The organism is Nocardiopsis sp. NPDC055551 (assembly GCF_053619415.1).
The window spans coordinates 329,130-347,578 of record NZ_JBSHJJ010000007.1 but is presented as its reverse complement, the minus strand read 5'-3'; the positions used below and the strand labels follow the sequence as shown (position 1 = coordinate 347,578).

Annotated in this window: 20 protein-coding genes; 15 read left to right on the top strand and 5 right to left on the bottom strand. The window is 70.4% G+C overall.

Features of this window, described 5'->3' with window-relative positions; all coding sequences use genetic code 11:
- Positions 1–88: 88 nt before the first annotated feature.
- The 4 genes from ACWGSK_RS15435 to ACWGSK_RS15420 all read left to right on the top strand — a co-directional run bounded on the left by ACWGSK_RS15435 (position 89) and on the right by ACWGSK_RS15420 (position 3,070).
- Entirely contained in the window at positions 89–1,276 is a 1,188-nt protein-coding gene (locus ACWGSK_RS15435; protein WP_358510564.1) for a phosphoglycerate kinase, read from the top strand.
- Between the two features lie 41 nt (positions 1,277–1,317).
- Positions 1,318–2,097 (top strand): triose-phosphate isomerase, encoded by a 780-nt coding sequence (tpiA, locus tag ACWGSK_RS15430; protein ID WP_358510567.1) that lies wholly within the window; start codon positions 1,318–1,320, stop codon positions 2,095–2,097.
- Positions 2,098–2,385: 288 nt separating this feature from the next.
- A complete protein-coding gene (gene secG, locus ACWGSK_RS15425; RefSeq protein ID WP_067605382.1) occupies positions 2,386–2,622 on the top strand; it encodes a preprotein translocase subunit SecG in 237 nt (78 codons plus the stop codon).
- Positions 2,623–2,698: 76 nt separating this feature from the next.
- Entirely contained in the window at positions 2,699–3,070 is a 372-nt protein-coding gene (locus ACWGSK_RS15420; RefSeq protein WP_087097472.1) for an RNA polymerase-binding protein RbpA, read from the top strand.
- A gap of 298 nt (positions 3,071–3,368) precedes the next feature.
- Here the strand turns inward: ACWGSK_RS15420 and ACWGSK_RS15415 are convergent, their stop codons facing one another.
- Positions 3,369–3,629 (bottom strand): hypothetical protein, encoded by a 261-nt coding sequence (locus tag ACWGSK_RS15415; RefSeq protein ID WP_067605311.1) that lies wholly within the window; start codon positions 3,627–3,629, stop codon positions 3,369–3,371.
- 143 nt (positions 3,630–3,772) lie between these two features.
- Between ACWGSK_RS15415 and ACWGSK_RS15410 the strand changes: the two genes are divergently transcribed.
- Positions 3,773–4,456, top strand: a complete 684-nt coding sequence (locus ACWGSK_RS15410) for a hypothetical protein (protein ID WP_452456067.1) — start codon at positions 3,773–3,775, stop codon at positions 4,454–4,456.
- On the opposite strand, the gene ACWGSK_RS15405 is transcribed toward ACWGSK_RS15410, so the two are convergent.
- Positions 4,448–5,206, bottom strand: a complete 759-nt coding sequence (locus tag ACWGSK_RS15405) for an IclR family transcriptional regulator (RefSeq protein ID WP_358510573.1) — start codon at positions 5,204–5,206, stop codon at positions 4,448–4,450. The genes ACWGSK_RS15410 and ACWGSK_RS15405 overlap by 9 nt on opposite strands.
- A gap of 97 nt (positions 5,207–5,303) precedes the next feature.
- Between ACWGSK_RS15405 and ACWGSK_RS15400 the strand changes: the two genes are divergently transcribed.
- From ACWGSK_RS15400 to hutI, 7 genes are all read left to right on the top strand, one after another.
- Positions 5,304–5,558: a FitA-like ribbon-helix-helix domain-containing protein gene (locus ACWGSK_RS15400; protein WP_358510576.1), complete on the top strand. Its 255-nt coding sequence runs from the start codon at positions 5,304–5,306 to the stop codon at positions 5,556–5,558.
- Positions 5,555–5,956, top strand: a complete 402-nt coding sequence (locus ACWGSK_RS15395) for a type II toxin-antitoxin system VapC family toxin (protein ID WP_358510579.1) — start codon at positions 5,555–5,557, stop codon at positions 5,954–5,956. Before ACWGSK_RS15400 ends, ACWGSK_RS15395 begins: the two co-directional genes overlap by 4 nt.
- Positions 5,957–6,040: 84 nt before the next feature.
- On the top strand, positions 6,041–7,588 hold the full coding sequence (hutH, locus tag ACWGSK_RS15390) for a histidine ammonia-lyase (RefSeq protein ID WP_358510582.1): 1,548 nt from the start codon (positions 6,041–6,043) through the stop codon (positions 7,586–7,588).
- 21 nt (positions 7,589–7,609) lie between these two features.
- Positions 7,610–9,283 (top strand): urocanate hydratase, encoded by a 1,674-nt coding sequence (gene hutU, locus ACWGSK_RS15385; RefSeq protein WP_358510584.1) that lies wholly within the window; start codon positions 7,610–7,612, stop codon positions 9,281–9,283.
- Positions 9,280–10,518, top strand: coding sequence for an allantoate amidohydrolase (locus ACWGSK_RS15380; protein WP_358510587.1), 1,239 nt, complete (start codon positions 9,280–9,282; stop codon positions 10,516–10,518). The genes hutU and ACWGSK_RS15380 overlap by 4 nt, the downstream gene beginning before the upstream one ends.
- Positions 10,515–11,873, top strand: a complete 1,359-nt coding sequence (locus ACWGSK_RS15375) for a formimidoylglutamate deiminase (RefSeq protein WP_358510590.1) — start codon at positions 10,515–10,517, stop codon at positions 11,871–11,873. The genes ACWGSK_RS15380 and ACWGSK_RS15375 overlap by 4 nt, the downstream gene beginning before the upstream one ends.
- Before the next feature lie 35 nt (positions 11,874–11,908).
- A complete protein-coding gene (gene hutI / locus ACWGSK_RS15370; RefSeq protein WP_358510658.1) occupies positions 11,909–13,078 on the top strand; it encodes an imidazolonepropionase in 1,170 nt (389 codons plus the stop codon).
- Between the two features lie 70 nt (positions 13,079–13,148).
- Here the strand turns inward: hutI and ACWGSK_RS15365 are convergent, their stop codons facing one another.
- A complete protein-coding gene (locus ACWGSK_RS15365) occupies positions 13,149–13,415 on the bottom strand; it encodes a hypothetical protein (RefSeq protein ID WP_358510661.1) in 267 nt (88 codons plus the stop codon).
- A gap of 411 nt (positions 13,416–13,826) precedes the next feature.
- Here ACWGSK_RS15365 and ACWGSK_RS15360 point away from each other — a divergent pair, with 411 nt between their 5' ends.
- On the top strand, positions 13,827–14,267 hold the full coding sequence (locus ACWGSK_RS15360; protein ID WP_452456066.1) for a DUF485 domain-containing protein: 441 nt from the start codon (positions 13,827–13,829) through the stop codon (positions 14,265–14,267).
- On the top strand, positions 14,267–15,943 hold the full coding sequence (locus ACWGSK_RS15355; protein WP_358510596.1) for a solute symporter family protein: 1,677 nt from the start codon (positions 14,267–14,269) through the stop codon (positions 15,941–15,943). Before ACWGSK_RS15360 ends, ACWGSK_RS15355 begins: the two co-directional genes overlap by 1 nt.
- On the opposite strand, the gene ACWGSK_RS15350 is transcribed toward ACWGSK_RS15355, so the two are convergent.
- Positions 15,915–16,856, bottom strand: coding sequence for a hypothetical protein (locus ACWGSK_RS15350; protein ID WP_452456065.1), 942 nt, complete (start codon positions 16,854–16,856; stop codon positions 15,915–15,917). The genes ACWGSK_RS15355 and ACWGSK_RS15350 overlap by 29 nt on opposite strands.
- 137 nt (positions 16,857–16,993) lie before the next feature.
- Here ACWGSK_RS15350 and cas6 point away from each other — a divergent pair, with 137 nt between their 5' ends.
- Entirely contained in the window at positions 16,994–17,944 is a 951-nt protein-coding gene (gene cas6 / locus ACWGSK_RS15345) for a CRISPR system precrRNA processing endoribonuclease RAMP protein Cas6 (RefSeq protein ID WP_358510602.1), read from the top strand.
- Between the two features lie 104 nt (positions 17,945–18,048).
- Here the strand turns inward: cas6 and ACWGSK_RS15340 are convergent, their stop codons facing one another.
- Entirely contained in the window at positions 18,049–18,231 is a 183-nt protein-coding gene (locus tag ACWGSK_RS15340; protein WP_452456064.1) for a hypothetical protein, read from the bottom strand.
- Positions 18,232–18,449 lie beyond the last annotated feature (218 nt).

Genomic DNA, 18,449 nt, shown 5'->3' with positions numbered 1-18,449 from the left:
CTGACACGGCACCCCTACCGCCCGGCGCGGTAGGGGTGCCGTCGCGTGCGTGCCCCCAGACTTCACAAACTCCAACGAGGAGACCAACATGCGGACGATCGACGACCTCGACGTCTCCGGAAAGCGCGTGTTCGTCCGGGCCGACCTGAACGTGCCCCTGGACGGCGAGCGCATCGCCGACGACGGGCGCATCAGGGCCGCCCTGCCCACCATCACCAAGCTGCGCGAGCGCGGTGCCCGCGTCATCGTCGCCGCCCACCTGGGTCGACCCAAGGGCGCCCCGGACCCGAAGTTCTCGCTGCGCCCCGTCGCCGCCCGCCTGGGCGAGCTGCTCGGCACCGAGGTCGCCTTCGCCACCGACACCGCCGGTGAGTCCGCCCTCGCCACCGCCGAGGCCCTGACCGACGGTCAGGTCGCGCTGCTGGAGAACGTGCGCTTCGAGCCCGGTGAGACCAGCAAGGACGACGCCGAGCGCGGCGAGCTCGCCGACCGCTTCGCCAGGCTGGCCGACCTGTACGTGGGCGACGCCTTCGGTGCCGTGCACCGCAAGCACGCCAGCGTCTACGACCTGCCCGGCAAGCTCCCGCACGCCGTGGGCGGTCTGGTGCTGACCGAGGTCGAGGTGCTCAAGAAGCTCACCGGTGACCCGCAGCGCCCCTACGCCGTCGTCCTCGGCGGCTCCAAGGTCTCCGACAAGCTCGGTGTCATCGACAACCTCCTGGGCACCGCCGACCGTCTGCTCATCGGCGGCGGCATGGTGTTCACCTTCCTCAAGGCCAAGGGCTACGAGGTGGGCTCCAGTCTCCTGGAGGCCGACCAGCTCGACACGGTCCGCGGCTACCTTGAGCGCGCCGAGCGCGAGGGCGTGGAGATCGTCCTGCCGGTGGACGTGGTGGCCGCCGAGAAGTTCGCCGCCGACGCCCCGCACGACGACGTCGACGTCGACGCCATCCCGGCCGACCGGATGGGTCTGGACATCGGCCCCAAGAGCAGGCTCCTGTTCGCGGAGAAGCTGGCCGACACCAAGACGGTCTTCTGGAACGGCCCCATGGGCGTGTTCGAGATGGAGCCCTACGCCGGCGGCACCCGTGCCCTGGCCAAGGCGCTCATCGACTCCGACGCCTTCACCGTCGTCGGTGGTGGTGACTCGGCCGCGGCCGTGCGCGCCCTGGGCTTCGACGAGGCGGCCTTCGGTCACATCTCCACCGGGGGCGGTGCCAGTCTTGAGTACCTGGAGGGCAAGGACCTGCCCGGCATCGACGCCCTCGCCGAATAGCCTCGGCACCATCCACAAGACCTCGTAAGGAAGTGACGACGATGTCCAAGCGCCTGCCGCTCATCGCGGGCAACTGGAAGATGAACAACAACCACCTGGAGGCGATCGCGCTCGTCCAGAAGCTGTCCTTCGCCCTGAACGACAAGGACTACGACAAGGCCGAGGTCGTCGTGGTACCGCCCTTCACCGACCTGCGCAGCGTGCAGACGCTGGTGGACGGGGACAGGCTGAGCATCAAGTTCGGTGCTCAGGACATCTCCGCCCACGACAAGGGCGCCTACACCGGTGAGATCTCCGGTTCGATGCTCGCCAAGTTGGAATGCTCCTACGTGCTGGTGGGCCACTCCGAGCGTCGTGAGTACCACGCCGAGGACGACGCCCTGGTCAACGCCAAGGTCAAGGCCGCGTTCAAGAACGGCATCGTGCCGATCCTGTGCGTGGGCGAGGGCCTGGAGGTCCGCAAGGCGGGACAGCAGGTCGAGCACGTCCTGGCCCAGTTGGACGGTGCCCTGAAGGAGGTCCCCGCCGAGCAGGCCGAACGGATCGTCGTGGCCTACGAGCCGGTGTGGGCCATCGGTACCGGTGAGGTCGCCACCCCCGAGGACGCCCAGGAGGTGTGCGCGGCCATTCGCGTGCGTCTGTCCGAGCTGTACTCCGGTGAGGTCTCCGAGGCCGCGCGCATCCTCTACGGCGGTTCGGTCAAGGGCGACAACATGGCCGGCATCATGGCCAAGGACGACGTCGACGGCGGCCTGGTCGGTGGCGCCAGTTTGAAGGCGGACGAGTTCGCCAAGGTGATCCGTTTCGGAGAGAACGGCTGACCGAACGTCTTGTTTCGCCCCATCCGTCACGCTCCGATGTCCAAGCGTGACGGATGGGGTGCCCGACAGGTGCACGGTTCGGGCTAGACTTCGCTCAGGGGTTCACCGTGCCTCGCGGTTGACCCTTCCGTGTCCGCAGGGCGCGGTAAAATCTGAAAACGTCCCCGGCTCTCCTCCTTCCACGGCCCGCTCCCGGACGGCACCCTCATGTCGTCGCAGGTGATGGGTGGGGAAAGGGGGGCCGAGGTGTCCATCCCCCCGCTGCGGGGTCGAGCTACGGGTGAGCGTGTGATCCTCGGTCTGTCCATCTTCGTGATGCTTCTCAGTGTGCTGCTGGTCCTCCTCGTGCTGATGCACAAGGGCAAGGGCGGTGGCCTTTCCGACATGTTCGGCGGTGGCGTCACGTCCTCGCTCGGTGGGTCTTCGGTGGTCGAGCGCAACCTCGACCGGATGACCGTCGGCGTGGGGGTCGTGTGGATCGTGACGATCGTCGTTCTCGGCCTGCTGATCAACCGGGGGATGTAGCGCCGGTCGCGTTCCCTCGTCCACAGTCAAGCTCGCCCGAGTCAACCGGTGAGCGAGTTCGCCGAAGGAGTTTTTCGTGGGTAGTGGCAGTGCCATCCGTGGCAGCCGAGTCGGAGCCGGCCCGATGGGCGAGGCGGAGCGGGGCGAGGCCGCTCCGCGAGTGAGGGTTCCGTTCTACTGTGCGAACTTGCACGAGGTCGTTCCCAGTTTCGCCAGCGAGGCCGCGGTCCCCGATGAGTGGGATTGCCCGCGTTGCGGTTTCCCCTCGGGCAAGGACAAGGCCAACCCGCCGGCGCCGCCTCGTACCGAGCCGTACAAGACGCACCTGGCGTACGTGAAGGAGCGGCGTAGCGAGGAGGAGGGCAAACTCATCCTGGATGAGGCGCTCGCCAAGCTGCGCGCCGACCGCGCCGCGGTGGAGGCTCACATGAAAGCCTCCCAGAACTGATCTACCGGATTCTCCGGATCATCGTCGGGGCCCGCGCCGAACGCGCGGGCCCCGACATGTTTCTCAGGGGGACACGGTTTTCAGGAGGCACGGTCTCCGGGCGGTGGGGGTACATGAGAAGCGCTACGACTTTCTCATTCACGAGACCGGTGTGGCTGGTGGGAAATACGATGACCGACGCACCCCCGAAGCCCCCTTGCCTTGAGGAGATGGTGTCGATGTCCACGTGCCCCACCGGAGGAGACCACGACTGGATCCTCGGCGACGACCGTAAGTTCCAGTGCGCCAAGTGCGGGGCTCAGAGCGCCAGGCGGCTCTGAGGCGTTTCACCCGGTCGGGCCGTCCCACCCTCATCCGGCTCGTTCTTGGCCCTGGCCCTCCAGGTCACCGGCACACCCAGACTCTCGGCCACACCCTTGGCCCACCGTTCCAGCGGCGCGAAGCGGTCGGGGCCCTCCTCGGCGAGCATCGTCCACCCTCGGTAGACCACTCCGTCCTGAACCAGGACCTCACCGTCGACTTCGAGGACCGTCTCGTACTCACGTGTACCGCGTCTCATGGGCAGGACTGTAGCGGTCGCCGCCACCCGACATCAGGCATTTCACGCAATCCATACTCCAAGACGGACACCGTGCCACAAAACCTGGCACAGTAGGGTGAGTCGGCGCACAAAGCGCCCCCCGAACTTGAAAGAATGGGGACATGGCTTCCCCCGAACACTCGGAACTCCCCTCCGACACACCGGGCCTTCCCTCCGACCTGACCGGGGCCCCCGGGAGCGTGTCCCACCTACGCCGCTACGTCAGTCTGCGCGGGCCCAACGCCCGTATGTGGATGACCGCCGCCTACTTCTCCGCCGCGCTCACCCTGGGCTTCCTCGTGGTGGTGGGTTCGATGATCTGGCACGTGGCCAAGGAGGAGAGCACGGTCGGTTCGGTCTCCCTGTGGGCCTTCGCGGCGCTCATGATGTTCTTCATCGGCCCGGGCGGCAACGTGTTCCTCGTGCGAGGGCTGCCCCAGCGCATCACCCGCCAGGGCATCAGTGCCGACAGCGACGGCGTCACGGTCCTGCAGGAACGCAAGTGGTGGTTCCCCGGGGAGGGCGCCTTCATCGCCTGGCCGGAGATCCACCGCATCCGTGAGGTGCACACCGGTGGGCGCCGGATCCTGTACTTCATCGAGTTCGCGCTGGACACCCACCGCACCGAATCCGAACTGCCGAGCTGGGCCGAGAGCGCCGAGAGTCTCGATCTGGAGGCCGACCCCGACGCGGCCACGCAGTTCTACGTGCAGGTGCCCCGCGAACACAAGGAACAGATCCTGCGCATGTTCGAACGGACCGCACCACTGCCCGCCATCGTCGAACGCAGCGCGCCACTACGCTGAACGACCGTTGAGTCGACGGGTGAGCTCGTCGGCGGCGTCGCGCACCCGCGCCGCGAGCGCGCCCGGTGTCACCGGTCGGGCGCTGGGCACGGTGAGGCTGATCGCCGCCGCGGGGCGTCCGTTGTGGTCGGCCGCGGCCGCCGCCACCGACACGAATCCCTCCGTGACCTGGCCGTCCTCCAACGACCAGCCCTGCCCGCCCTCCTCGGCCAGTAGTGTGCGCAGGTCGCCGGGGGAGCTCGGTCCGCGGCCGGTGCGGTCGGTGAAGGCCGCCGCGTTCGGGTACAGGGCACGCACCTGGGCCCGTGGCAGCCGGGCCAGCATCGCCCGACCCGACGCCGTCAGGTGGGCGGGAAGTCGCACACCCACTCCGGTGATCAGCGTGGGCGCGTGCGGTGGCTGTTCCTTGAGGAGGTAGAGGGTGTCGGCCCCGTGCAGGACCCCCAGGTGGGCGGTGGCTCCGGTGGACTCGGTGAGTTGGTGCAGCAGGGGGCGGGCCAGCCGTTCGATGCCGTCGTGGCGCAGGTAGGCGGAGCCGATCTCGAACGCCGCGACCCCCAACCCCCACCGGCGTTCCTCGGGCAGGTGGGTCACGAACCCCTCCTCGGCCATGGCCTCCAACAGCTGGTAGACGCTGGACCTGGGCAGCCCGAGTCCGTTCGCGATCGCGGTGGCCGACACCGGGCCCGGGCGCGAGGCCAGGAACCGCAGGAGACGTAACGCCCGCGTGGCCGCCGGAACATGACTCATGCTCCGATCGTCCCACAGGAACATGTGGCGCCATTATGGCGCCGAACAGTGTGTGATGGGCGCCCGCGCGAGCCCTCCTGTTTGTTACTCTGGCGCCATGGCTGCCATTCAGATCAAGGACGTTCCGGACGAGGTCAGAGACATCCTGACCGTGGAGGCCAAGCGGGCGGGCAAATCACTCCAGGCCTACCTGCTCGGTGTCCTGGAAAAGGAAGCGCGTTTCGCGCGGAACCGGGAGATCGTGGAACAAACACCCCTGCCAGGGGCCGGCCTCGGCATGGACGAGATCGTGGCCGCGGTGCGCCGAGCCCGTGGAGACGGCGATCCCGAAACCGAAAGTGGAGTCGCGTGATCGTCGTCGACACCTCGGTGCTGATCGACCTGTACCTGGGGTCGCCCGGGCGCACGTCCACCATCGCTCGAAGGGTGGTCGGATCGGACGTCGAGTGGTACGCACCGAGCCATCAGTCGGTGGAGCTCCTCGGCTCACTGCGCGGATTGGTCCTGGGCAGGAAGATCTCTTCGGCCGATGCCGAGGCCGCTCGCAAGCTTTACGGGTTGCAGACCATCGTGCAGGTCGAGGTGGTCGGGTCGGTCGCGGATCGTGTCTGGGAACTGCGGCATAACCTCACCGCCTACGACGCGGCTTATGTGGCGGTGGCCGAAGCGCTGGATTGCGCGCTGGTCACCGGAGACGCTCGCTTGGCGGCCGCGCCGGGGATCGAATGCGAGGTGCGTGTGATCCGCTGACGTCAGTCCCGGGTGTCCGGGATTTCGGACGGAACTCACGTGTCAGCGCTTCCGGCGGGGCGGCGGGCGGGGTCGAATGGGGGCATGTCCACAGCAGTCTCTTCCGTCGCCGTCGGTGGCGCCCCGCTCACCCCGGCCCAGGTCCTGGCCGTCGCTCGCGACGGCGCCCACGTCTTCCTCGGTGAGGAGACCCGCAAGGCCGTCCGGCACGGCCGAGAGCGGGTCGAGTCCCTGGCCCGCGGCGAGGTTCCCGCCTACGGGGTCAGCACCGGGTTCGGCGCCCTCGCCACCCGTCACATCGCCCCCGAACTGCGGGCCCGCCTGCAACGTTCGCTGATCCGTTCGCACGCCGCGGGTGCCGGCCCGGAGGTGGAGAGCGAGGTCGTGCGCGCCCTGATGTTGCTGCGGCTGCGCACCCTGGCCTCGGGCAACACCGGTGTCCAGCCCGTCACGGTCGACACCCTCGCCGGTCTGCTCAACGCCGGGATCACCCCCGTGGTGCACGAGTACGGCAGCCTGGGCTGTTCGGGTGACCTGGCGCCGCTGTCCCACGTGGCGCTCGCGCTGATGGGGGAGGGGAAGGTCCGTGACGCCTCCGGTGGGCTCAAGGAGGCCGCCGACGCCTTGGGGGAGGCCGGGATCGCCCCCGTGGAACTGGGCGCCAAGGAGGGGCTGGCCCTGATCAACGGTACGGACGGCATGCTGGGCATGCTCGTCATGGCCTGCGTGGACCTGGAACGGTTGCTCAAGGTCGCCGACGTCACCGCGGCCATGAGCGTGGAGGCCCTGCTGGGCACGGACCGGGTCTTCGCCGCCGAACTCCAGGCGCTGCGCCCCCACCCCGGGCAGGCCGCCTCGGCCGGCAACCTGCGCGCCCTGCTCGCCGACTCCCCGGTGGTGGCCTCCCACCGAGGCCCCGACTGCAACCGGGTCCAGGACGCCTACTCGCTGCGCTGCGCGCCCCAGGTGGCAGGCGCCGCCCGCGACACCCTCTCCCACGCCCTGCTGGTGGCCGGTCGTGAACTGGACAGCGTCATCGACAACCCGGTGGTGCTCGACGACGGTCGGGTGGAGTCCAACGGCAACTTCCACGGCGCGCCCGTCGCCTACGTGCTGGACTTCCTGGCGGTGGCGGTGGCCGACGTGGCCTCCATCGCCGAACGCCGCACCGACCGCATGCTCGACGTCTCCCGCTCCCACGGTCTGCCCGCGTTCCTGGCCGACGACCCCGGCGTCGACTCGGGCCACATGATCGCCCAGTACACCCAGGCCGCCATCGTCTCCGAACTCAAGCGCCTGGCCGTGCCCGCCAGCGTCGACTCCATCCCCAGTTCCGCCATGCAGGAGGACCACGTGTCCATGGGGTGGGCGGCCGCCCGCAAGCTGCGCCGCGCCGTGGACGGGCTCACCAACGTGCTGGCCGTGGAGCTGCTCACCGCCGCACGCGCCCTGGACCTGCGCTCGCCCCTGGAACCGGGACCGGCCACCGGCGCCGTGCGGAACCTGGTGCGCGAGAAGGTCGCCGGTCCCGGACCCGACCGCTACCTGGCGCCCGAGATCGCCGCGGTGGCGGAGCTGGTCGCCGACGGCTCCGTCGTCGAGGCCGCCGAGTCCGTCACCCCGCTCGCCTGAAACCGTCTGAGGAGACCCGTCATGAGCACGCCACGCACCGTACGCGCGGCCCGCGGAACCACCCTGTCGGCCAAGGGCTGGCAGCAGGAGGCCGCCCTGCGCATGTTCCACAACAACCTCGACCCCGAAGTCGCCGAACACCCCGAGGACCTCGTGGTCTACGGCGGCACCGGTCGGGCCGCGCGCGACTGGCGCAGCTTCGACCGCATCACCGCATCCCTGCGCGACCTGGAGGGCGACGAGACCCTGCTGGTGCAGTCCGGGCGACCGGTCGGCATCATGCGCACCCACGAGTGGGCGCCGCGCGTGCTGTTGGCCAACAGCAACCTGGTGGGCGACTGGGCGAACTGGCCCGAATTCCGCCGTCTGGAGGCCGAAGGGCTGACCATGTACGGGCAGATGACCGCCGGTTCGTGGATCTACATCGGTACCCAGGGCATCCTGCAGGGCACCTACGAGACCTTCGCCGCGGTGGCCGCCAAGTTGGGTTCGAGTGAGCACGGTGGCGGCACACTGGCGGGCACCGTCACCCTCACCGCCGGACTCGGTGGAATGGGCGGCGCCCAGCCGTTGGCCGTCACCATGAACGGCGGCGTGGCGATCGTGGTCGAGTGCGACGGCAGCCGCATCGACCGACGGATCCGACACCGCTACCTGGACGTGCGCGCCGAGAACCTCGACGAGGCCCTCGACCTGGCCGAGCGTGCACGGGCGGAGCGTCGTCCGTTGTCCATCGGCGTCCTGGGCAACGCCGCCGAGGTCTTCCCCGAACTGCTCTTCCGCGGCGCCCCGATCGACATCGTCACCGACCAGACCTCCGCGCACGACCCGCTCGCCTACCTGCCGGCGGGCGTGCCCTTCGAGGATTGGAAACGTCTGGCCGCGGACAAGCCCGAGGAGTTCACCGCGCGTGCCCGTGAGTCCATGGCCGCGCACGTGGCGGCGATGGTCGGTTTCATGGACGCCGGCGCCGAGGTGTTCGACTACGGCAACTCCATCCGCGACGAGGCCCGCCAGGGCGGGTTCTCCCGCGCCTTCGACTTCCCCGGCTTCGTGCCCGCCTACATCCGACCGCTGTTCTGCGAGGGCAAGGGCCCCTTCCGCTGGGCCGCCCTGTCGGGTGACCCCGCGGACATCGCCCGCACCGACCAGGCGATCCTGGACCTGTTCCCCGACAACGAGCACTTGGCCCGATGGATCCGGATGGCCGGGGAGAGGGTCGCCTTCCAGGGGTTGCCCGCGCGCATCTGCTGGTTGGGTCAGGGTGAGCGGGCCGCCGCCGGTCGGCGCTTCAACGAACTCGTCGCCTCCGGTGAGATCTCCGCGCCATTGGCCATCGGCCGCGACCACCTGGACACCGGTTCGGTGGCCTCGCCCTACCGGGAGACCGAGGGCATGAAGGACGGTTCGGACGCCATCGCCGACTGGCCGCTGCTCAACGCCATGGTCAACACCGCCTCCGGCGCCTCCTGGGTGTCCATCCACCACGGTGGGGGCGTGGGTATGGGGCGCTCCATCCACGCAGGTCAGGTCAGTGTCGCCGACGGCACCGATCTGGCCGCGGCCAAGCTCCAGCGCGTGCTCACCAACGATCCCGCCATGGGTGTGGTCCGCCATGTCGACGCCGGTTATGAGGAGGCCGAGCGGGTCGCCGACACCCACGGCATCCGCGTGCCGATGAAGGAGGGCGAGTGAGCTTCGACCGACTCTGGGCCGAACTGGCCCCCGTCGGACGTTCCGCCGACGGCGGTGGCTACCACCGGTACACCTGGGCGGGCGCCGACACCGACGCCCGCGCCTGGTTCACCGAGGCGGCCGTCGCCCGTGGCCTCGACGTGCGCACCGACCGCAACGGCAACCTGTGGGCCTGGTGGGGCGCGCCCGGCCCGGGCGCCGTGGCCACCGGTTCCCATCTGGACTCGGTGCCCGACGGCGGCGCCTTCGATGGTCCACTCGGGGTGGTCACCGCCCTGGCCGCCGTCGACGAGTTGCGTTCACGTGGTTTCACACCGAGCCGGCCGCTGGCGATCGGTGTGTTCGTGGAGGAGGAGGGCGGCCGGTTCGGGGTGCCCTGTCTGGGCAGCCGCCTGGCCACCGGGGAGATCGACCCGGGCCGGGTCCGTGCCTTGACCGACGCCTCCGGTACCACCTGGGCCGCCGCCATGGCCGCGGCCGGGCTGGACCCGGACGGGATCGGGCCGGACCCCGACCTCATCGGCGGGTTCGACGTCTTCGTGGAACTCCACGTGGAACAGGGGCGTGCCCTGGCCGACACCGCCCATCCGGTGGGGGTGGCCGGTTCGATCTGGCCGCATGGGCGGTGGCGCATGGACTTCACCGGCCGCGCCGACCACGCGGGCACCACCCGCCTGGACGACCGGTCCGATCCCATGTTGCCCCTGGCCCACACGATCCTGGCCGCGCGGGCGTCGGCCCGAAGCCATGACGCGCGCGCCACCGTCGCCAAGACCCACGTCACCCCCAACGGCACCAACGCCATCCCCTCGTTGGTCAGTGCCTGGTTGGACGCGCGGGCGGCCGACCAGCCCACTCTGTCCGCGGTGGTGGAGGAGGTGCGCGAGGCCGCCCTCCGCGCGGCACACGACCACGGGGTCGTCTTGGCCGTGGCCGCGGAGTCCGCCACGCCCCTGGTGGAGTTCTCCCACGCCCTGCGCGATCGCCTGGCCGCCACGGTGTCCGACCGGGTCCCCGAGTCGGCGGGGCCGGTGCCGATCCTGCCCACCGGTGCCGGGCACGACGCCGGTGTGCTGTCCGCGCACGTGCCGACCGCCATGATGTACGTGCGCAACCCCACCGGGGTGTCCCACTCGCCCATGGAGTGGGCCGACCCGAAGGACTGCCACGCCGGGGTCACGGCCTTGGCCGACGTCCTCGCCGACCTGCTGGCCGAACCGGGGAGGCCCGCGTGAGCCCACGACGCCTGTGGTGCGAGCGGGCGTGGCTCGGCGGCCGTGACCCCGAGCCCGGGGTGCTCCTGACGGTCGACGCCGGTCGGTTGACCTCGGTGACCTCCGGTGTCGAACGTCCCGTCGACGCCGAACACCTGAGCGGGCTCACCCTGCCGGGTCTGGCCAACGCCCATTCGCACGCCTTCCACCGCGCGCTGCGCGGACGCACCCACTCCGACGGTGGATCCTTCTGGACCTGGCGTGAGGTGATGTACCGGGCGGCCGAACGTCTGGACCCCGATTCCTACCACCGACTGGCCCGGGCGACCTTCGCCGAGATGGCCCTGGCCGGGGTGGTGTGCGTGGGCGAGTTCCACTACCTGCACCACGGGCCCGGAGGCCGTCGCTACGCCGACCCCAACGCCATGGGGCACGCCCTGGTCGCGGCCGCCGCCGAGGCCGGGGTGCGGATTACCCTGCTCGACGTGTGCTACCTGGCCGGGGGGTTGGGGGAGGACGGTCGGCACCTACCGCTCGTGGGCCCCCAACTGCGCTTCGGTGACGGCACCGTGCGGGCCTGGGGCGAACGCGTGGCCGACCTCGCCCCCGAAGGGGACCACGCGCGGGTGGGGGTGGCCGCCCATTCGGTGCGGGCCGTCGCGTCGTCGGACCTGGCCGAGGTGGCGCGCTTCGCCACAGGCGGGGGACGGCCCCTGCACGTCCATGTCTCCGAACAGCCCGCCGAGAACACCGCGTGCCTGGCCGCGTACGGGCTCACGCCCACTCGGCTGCTGGCGGAGGCCGGTGCGCTCACCGAGCGCACGACCCTGGTGCACGCCACCCACCTGACCGACGAGGACGTCGCCACCGTCCGGGCGCACGGTTCGGCGGTGTGCCTGTGCCCCACCACCGAGCGCGACCTCGCCGACGGGTTGCCGCGCACCGGCGACCTCGTCGCCGGACCGGACCCGGTCCCGCTGAGCCTGGGCAGCGACCAGCACGCCCGAACGGACCTGTTCGAGGAGGCGCGGTCCGTGGAACTGCACGAACGTCTGCGCACCCATCGGCGCGGAACCCTGGACGCCGGGGCGTTGTTGCGCGCCGCCACCATCGACGGGCACACCGGTCTGGGTTGGGACGACGCGGGCACACTGGCCCCCGGGGCCCGGGCCGACCTGGTCAACGTCGCCCTGGACGGGGTGCGCCTGGCCGGGACCGACCCGGACCGGGCCGCCGACGCCGTGGTCTTCGCGGCCACCGCGGCCGACGTGCGCCACGTGATGGTGGACGGCGCCTGGACCGTTCGCGACGGCGTCCACACCCGACTGGGCGACACCGCCCGCGAACTCGACTCCGCGATCAAGGAGCTTCTGTGAGCACCGACGTCCCCGGCACCGTCCTGGTCGACGGCATGGCCACCCTGGTCACCAACGATCCCGCCCTGGGCAAGGGGCCGCTCGGCGAGATCCGCGACGCCGCCCTGGTCATCGAGGGCGAACGCGTCGTCTGGGCCGGCCCGAGCGCCTCGGCCCCGGCCGCCGACGTGCGAATCGACGCCGATGGTCGCTGTGTCATCCCCGGGTTCGTGGACAGCCACTCCCATGTCGTCTTCGCCGGGGACCGCAGCCGTGAGTTCGCCGCCCGGATGAGCGGCACCCCGTACTCGGCGGGCGGCATCCGCACCACGGTCGCCGCCACCCGGGCCGCCTCCGACTCCGAACTCCTGGCCGGCGCCCGTCGTCTGGTCCGTGAGGCCGCTACCCAGGGCACCACCACCCTGGAGGTCAAGTCCGGGTACGGGCTGACCGTCGAGGACGAACGTCGCTGCCTGGAGGTGGCCGGTCGCGTCACCGACGAGGTCACCTTCCTGGGCGCGCACGTGGTCGCCCCCGAGTATGCCGACGATCCGGAGGGCTACGTCGACCTGGTCACCGGCCCCATGCTGGACGCCTGCGCCCCACACGCCCGTTGGGTGGACGTGTTCTGTGAACGGGGGGCCTTCGACGAGGCGGCCTCCCGCCGGGTGCTCTCGGCCGGGATGGAACGGGGGCTGCTGCCCCGGGTGCACGGCAACCAGCTGGGGGAGGGGCCGGGGGTGCGCCTGGCGGTGGAACTGGGCGCCGCCTCGGTCGACCACTGCACCTATCTGAGCGCCGAGGACGTGGACGCGCTGGCCGAGGCCGCCCGTCGCCCCGAAGCCACCGTGGCGACCCTGTTGCCCGGGGTGGACTTCTCCACCCGCCAGCCCTATCCGAACGCCCGGGAGCTGCTCGACGCCGGAGCCCTGGTGGCGCTGGCCAGCGACTGCAACCCGGGTTCGTGCTTCACGTCGAGTCTGGCGTTCTGCGTCGCGGTGGCGGTCCGGGACATGGGGATGACCCCGGACGAGGCGGTGTGGGCGGCGACCAAGGGCGGGGCGATGGCCCTGCGCCGCACGGACGTCGGGCATCTGTCCCCCGGCGCCCGCGCCGACCTCACCCTGTTGGAGGCGCCCAACCACCTGTACCTGGCCTACCGTCCGGGTGTGCCCCAGGTGGCGGCGGTGTGGAAGGACGGCGCGCTCATCGCGGGACGTCCCTGAACGCGGACGGGGGCCGGCGGACACCGAAGCGGTGTCGGTCGGCCCCCGTTACGCTGCGGGGTGTGGCGTGCTACTCGTCGTCGGTGTCGGCGCCCTCGGCCTCGGGCTTGTCGTCCGAAGTCGGGGCGGCCTTCTTGGCGCGACGCTTCTTCACCGGACGGGAGTAGTCGACCAGCGGCTCGAAGCGGGTCTCGTGCTCCTTGAAGCACTCCTCGCAGGCGTCGACCTCGCGGACGGCGCCTTCCCAGGCGAACTGGATGACCTCAGTCGCCTCGACCTTCTCCTCGCGAACGGCGTGGGGATCGCAGTACTTGCGCGTGAAGACCTCGGTGACCACGGCGGGGATTTCCCTTCGGTTTCGCATGAACAGTGTGGACCCCTTAATCATACACATGTACGAACGACGAGACCGGGATTGATCCGGTTCGCCGTCATGGGTTCGGGGTCGCCCCGAAGCCTAGCGAAGACGGAGGGGTCTCCGCGCCGAGCGGAGGTCCGCGCGTCCTGTGTGACCTGCTTCTCCCCGTGGTGCCCTCCGGGCCGTGATCAGCCTCGCGCCATTCGTGTCAACCGATTTGTGCATTTGGGGAACACGGCGGTCCACCGCTCGTTAGGGTGATGCCCGATCGGAACGGTGTACGGCGAATCGCGCGGATCTACGCAGCGGCGGCCGAACCGTTCCAGAAGGGGACACGCCGTGGGGGAACGGCGCCCGAAAAACCGCGCAGAGATCGTTGGGGGACGAGTCGTGGTCGAGTACATGGAAGGCACGTCCAGAGGGCGTGCGGAGTCCGATGGCGGGGGTGACCGGCCCGGGGGCAGGTCCGCGAGGGCCCGTGCCCGAGCCGAGGCCGACGCGGCGCACACCTGTGAACGCGTCTCCGTCGATCCGCGTTTCGTGAAACTACGGCGACGATTCGCCCTGCAATTCACACTCCTGGTGACCACCTTCCTCGGTGGTTACATGGCCTATCTGTTCCTTTCGGCCTACGCGCGCGATTTCATGCGGGTGCAGATCTTCGATTCGATCAATGTCGCCCTTCTCCTGGGAATCGGACAGTTCTTGCTCACCTTCGTCCTGGCCTGGGTGTTCAGCCGAATCTCCGCCCGCGCGATCGACCCGCTGGCCGAGGAGATCCGCGACCGCGCACGGGATGAGGACCGGATCGACGGACGGGTGATGGACTGATGGGCCCACTCGACCTCGCCCACGCCTGGACCATCGGCCTGTGCGCCGTGTTCGTCCTCACCACCCTGGCCATCACCATTCGGGCCCGCAGCACCACCAAGGGCGCCGTCGACTTCTACGCCGGCGGTCGCGGCTTCTCCAGCACCCAGAACGGACTCGCCCTCACCGGCGACTACCTGTCGGCGGCGTCCTTCCTGGGCATCGCCGGGATGATCTCGTTGCAGGGCTACGACGGCTTCCTGTACTCCATCGGCTTCCTGGTCGCCTGGCTGCTGGTCCTGCCCATGGCCCAGCTGATGCGCAACACCGGGCGCTTCACCATGGCCGACCTGCCCGCCTTCCGCATGCGCAGGATGCGCGTTCGCTTGGCCTGCACCATCTCCACCGTCACGGTGTGCGTGTTCTACCTGGTGGCCCAGATGGTCGGCGCCGGAGCCCTGGTCGCGGTCCTGCTCGGTTTGCACGACGGCGGAACCTTCCTCGGGATGAGCGCCGGCCAGACCCGCACAGGCGCGATCGTCCTGGTGGGCGTGCTGATGATCATCTACGTCATGTACGGCGGAATGAAGGCCGCCACCTGGTTGCAGATCATCAAGGCGGTCGTGTTGCTGACGGCCACCGGCCTGCTCACCGTCATGGTGCTGGCCGTGTTCTCCTTCGACCCGCGCGCCCTGCTCTCCGGCGCGGCCGACGCCAGCGGTCACGGGCAGGCCTTCCTCGAACCCGGGCTCGGCTTCGGGGTGGAGGTGCCCGGTGAGTCCGCGCGGACCTTCTTCAACAAGATCGACCTGATCAGCCTGGGGTTGGCCCTGGTCCTGGGCACCGTCGCGCTGCCGCACATCCTCATCCGCTTCTACACGGTGCCCGACGGCCGCTCGGCGCGCGCCTCGGTCAACCGCACCATCGTGATGGTCGGCGTGTTCTACCTGATGACCCTGGCCTTGGGGTTCGGCGCCGCCGCCCTGGTGGGTTCGGAACGCATCATGGCCCTGGACCCCTCGGGCAACTCCGCGGTGCCGATGCTCGCCGAGGAACTGGGCCGGCTCACCGCCGGTCCGGTGGGCGCGGCCGTGCTGCTCGCGCTCATCTCCGCGGTCGCCCTGGCCACCATCCTCGCGGTCATCGCCAGCCTCACCCTGGCCTCCTCGTCCTCCATCGCGCACGACCTGTTCGGCCACATCCTCATGTGGGGGCGACCGCGCGAGTCCCAGGAGGTGAGCGTGGCCCGCTTCTCGGCCTGTCTGATCGGTGCGCTGTCCATAGCCCTGGCCGTTCAGGCCCAGGAACAGAACGTCGCGTTCCTCGTGGGGTTGGCCTTCGCGATCGCCGCCGCGGCCAACCTGCCCGTCATCGTCCTGACCATGTTCTGGCGCCGCTTCAACACCAATGGCGTGGAGTGGGGCATCTACGGCGGGCTGTCGGCCACCCTGCTGCTGATGCTGTTCTCCCCGGTGATGTCGGGCAAGACCGACCCGGTCACCGGTGAGAACCTGTCGATGCTGCCGGCCTGGATCGACATCCAGTACTTCCCCCTGGAGAACCCGGCGCTGGTCGCAGTTCCCATCGGGTTCGCCTGCGCCGTCATCGGCAGCCTGCTCTCCTCCGAACGCAACAGCGCCCGCTTCACCGAACTGCGGGTGCGCTCCCTCACCGGGTGGGGCGCCGAACGTGACTGACGGCCATCGCCTCGGCGACCTCGTCCAACAGCCCCGGTAGGGCGGGCAGGCCCCGGGCCATGTCCGCCCAGGACCGTTCCACCTCGGCCACCCACCGCTCCACCGACATCTCCTCGGAGCGGCGCATCGACCGCAGCATCGCCCAGGCCGCGACCGCCACCAGCGGTCGGGCCGGGCCGCGGCCGCGCACATCCAGGGAACCGGCCACCGACCATCGCCCGTCCGGGGCGGGGGAGGGCAGCGCCTCACCGACGGCGCGCACGAACGGATGGCCGACCTCGAACCGGACGGGGGCCGCCGCCCCCTCGACGCCCGAAAGCGCCGCGTACCAGCCGGGCAGGTCGACGTGGACGTCCACTTCCACCCGGAGCAGGGAGGAGTTCTCGCCGACCATGCTCATCGGCGCGGGGAACCTCATCCGGGCGTGGACGGACAGGGCTTGGGCGGCCCGGTCGTGCACCACGGTGCCGCTCGTCACCGAGTCCTCGAAACCGGTGACCGCGGGGTCCTCGCGCATGGCGAAGTCGACCGCGCACCGGCCCTCCGGGTCCCAGGAGGTGATGGTCAGGTCGGTGCCCATCCACCCCTCGACCTCCTCGGAGAAGTCCGGCTCGCCCCTCTCGTCCAGGACACTGAGCAGGTAGTGGGCGCCGGGGACCAGGTGCTCGCCGGAGAGCAGCCGTAGCGAGTGCTCCATGTCCGGCGCGGCATCGGTGTCCTCGTTCCTGTGGACCACCCCGAGTTCCTCGGCGCGCCGCTCCAGTCGCTCCCGTTCGGCTTCGTCGGGGACCAACAGGTGCCCTTCGGCGTCGAACCGGGCCTCGCGCAACACCCGATGCGCCCCGGCGATCGAACCGGCGACGTCCTCGCGCCTCAACGCGTCCAGGTCCAGGGTGTGGCCCAGGCGTGGCATGTCCCCTCCGCTTCGGCTGGTGGATCGGTACGGGCCCGCTCATTGTGGTCTGCCGAGGTGATGGTCGACAAGTGGGCCGGGCACTGTCCGAGAGGAGTTCCCGGTGAGCCGAGCACATGAGGAAAGGGGTGGGGGCGGTGCCCAGACGGTGGACCGTGATCCTCAAGGACCGAGCCGACGCGGCGCGTCCGATCCGTCCGGAGGACTGCCACGGGTTGCTCAACCACTGGTGGCCCCAGTCCGACCGTGAACACACCGTGGCCAAGCGTTGGGCGATGAACGGTTGGCCCCTGCCCTTGGGGAACCGTCTGCACCACTGGACCCTCACCTGGTTGGACGACGAGGATCCCGCGCCCCTGGACCCGGCCGAACTGGTCGGTGTCCCCCAACGCATCGGCGACCACCTGCTGGAGCCGCTGTCGGTCACCCGCACCTTCGACCGCACCTACGCCGAGATGCTCACCGAGGGATACGGTCGCTTCCCGGCCCGTGCGGCCGAGATCCGCGCCATGACGCCCGTGGTGACCACCACCCGCGACACCACCGGCGAACGCGTCCCGCACATCTGGCCCAATCCCCGGCGGCTCTTCGGCGCGGTCCACCGTTCCGGCGGTGGGATCGTCGGCGGCAGCGGCGCGGTGGGCGCGGTGGCCCGCTTCGCCCCATCCGCCCTGGCCGCTCCCTGGCTGGAACGCGCCCTGCTCGACCTGTCACAGTTGCGCCGCTCCCCGCTGCCCGGGGAGGAGGTGCGCCTGACCGAGCACCACCACGCCGAGAAGCGCAACGTGCTGGGTTGGCTGGGCGGGCTGCGCCTGGACTCCGCGGCCGGCGCACGTCGTTCCGTCGACACCTTGGCCACCCTGTTGGAACTGATCGAACTCACCGGGGTCGGCAAGTACACCGCCCAGGGGTTCGGCGCCATCCGGGTCGACGGCGTCACCGGCGGCCGCCCCGCCGTGGAGGTCCCGGCCCCTCGGGACGGCCACGGCACGCACCCGGTCCGTCGTGCCCGGCCGCGTCACGTGGGAGGCACCCGAGCCCACGCGGTGGCCGAAGCCGAGGAGTTCGGCGGCGCCCTGTTCGATTGACCCCCGAACCGCCGGTTCCCGCCCGAGGACGGAGGGCGGGGGCCGGTGCCCAGTGGTCGGCTCCCACCCGGTGGACGGGGTGGGAGCCGACCCTTTCGCACCCCTCAAGTCCGCCGTGTGTGTGGGGCCGGAGCGTGCTCGGCCCCTTGTGCCCGCAGGGTGCGGGCCAGATCGCGCAAGTGCGGAACCAGGTTCTGCGGGGTCAGGAGGGGACCGGAGAGCTTGGTCGCGGAGGGACGTTCCCGTTCGGACAGTCCGAGTGGTTCGTGTGGGTGCGGGCTCGGCATCGGCGGCCTTTCTCGAAGGTGGGGAGGTGCATGTGCGCCGGGCGGAGACGGTGGGGCATCGACGCGTCCTCCAAGGACGTCTCTCGGACAGTGCGTCGATCACCGGTGACCGGATGGGGCCGGCGGGGTGACGCCGCGGTGTGACTCCTGGTATCCGTGGTGAGGTCGGCGTCGCCGTCCGAGAGGAATCCCCGAAGGACGCGTCGACGTCGTGACAT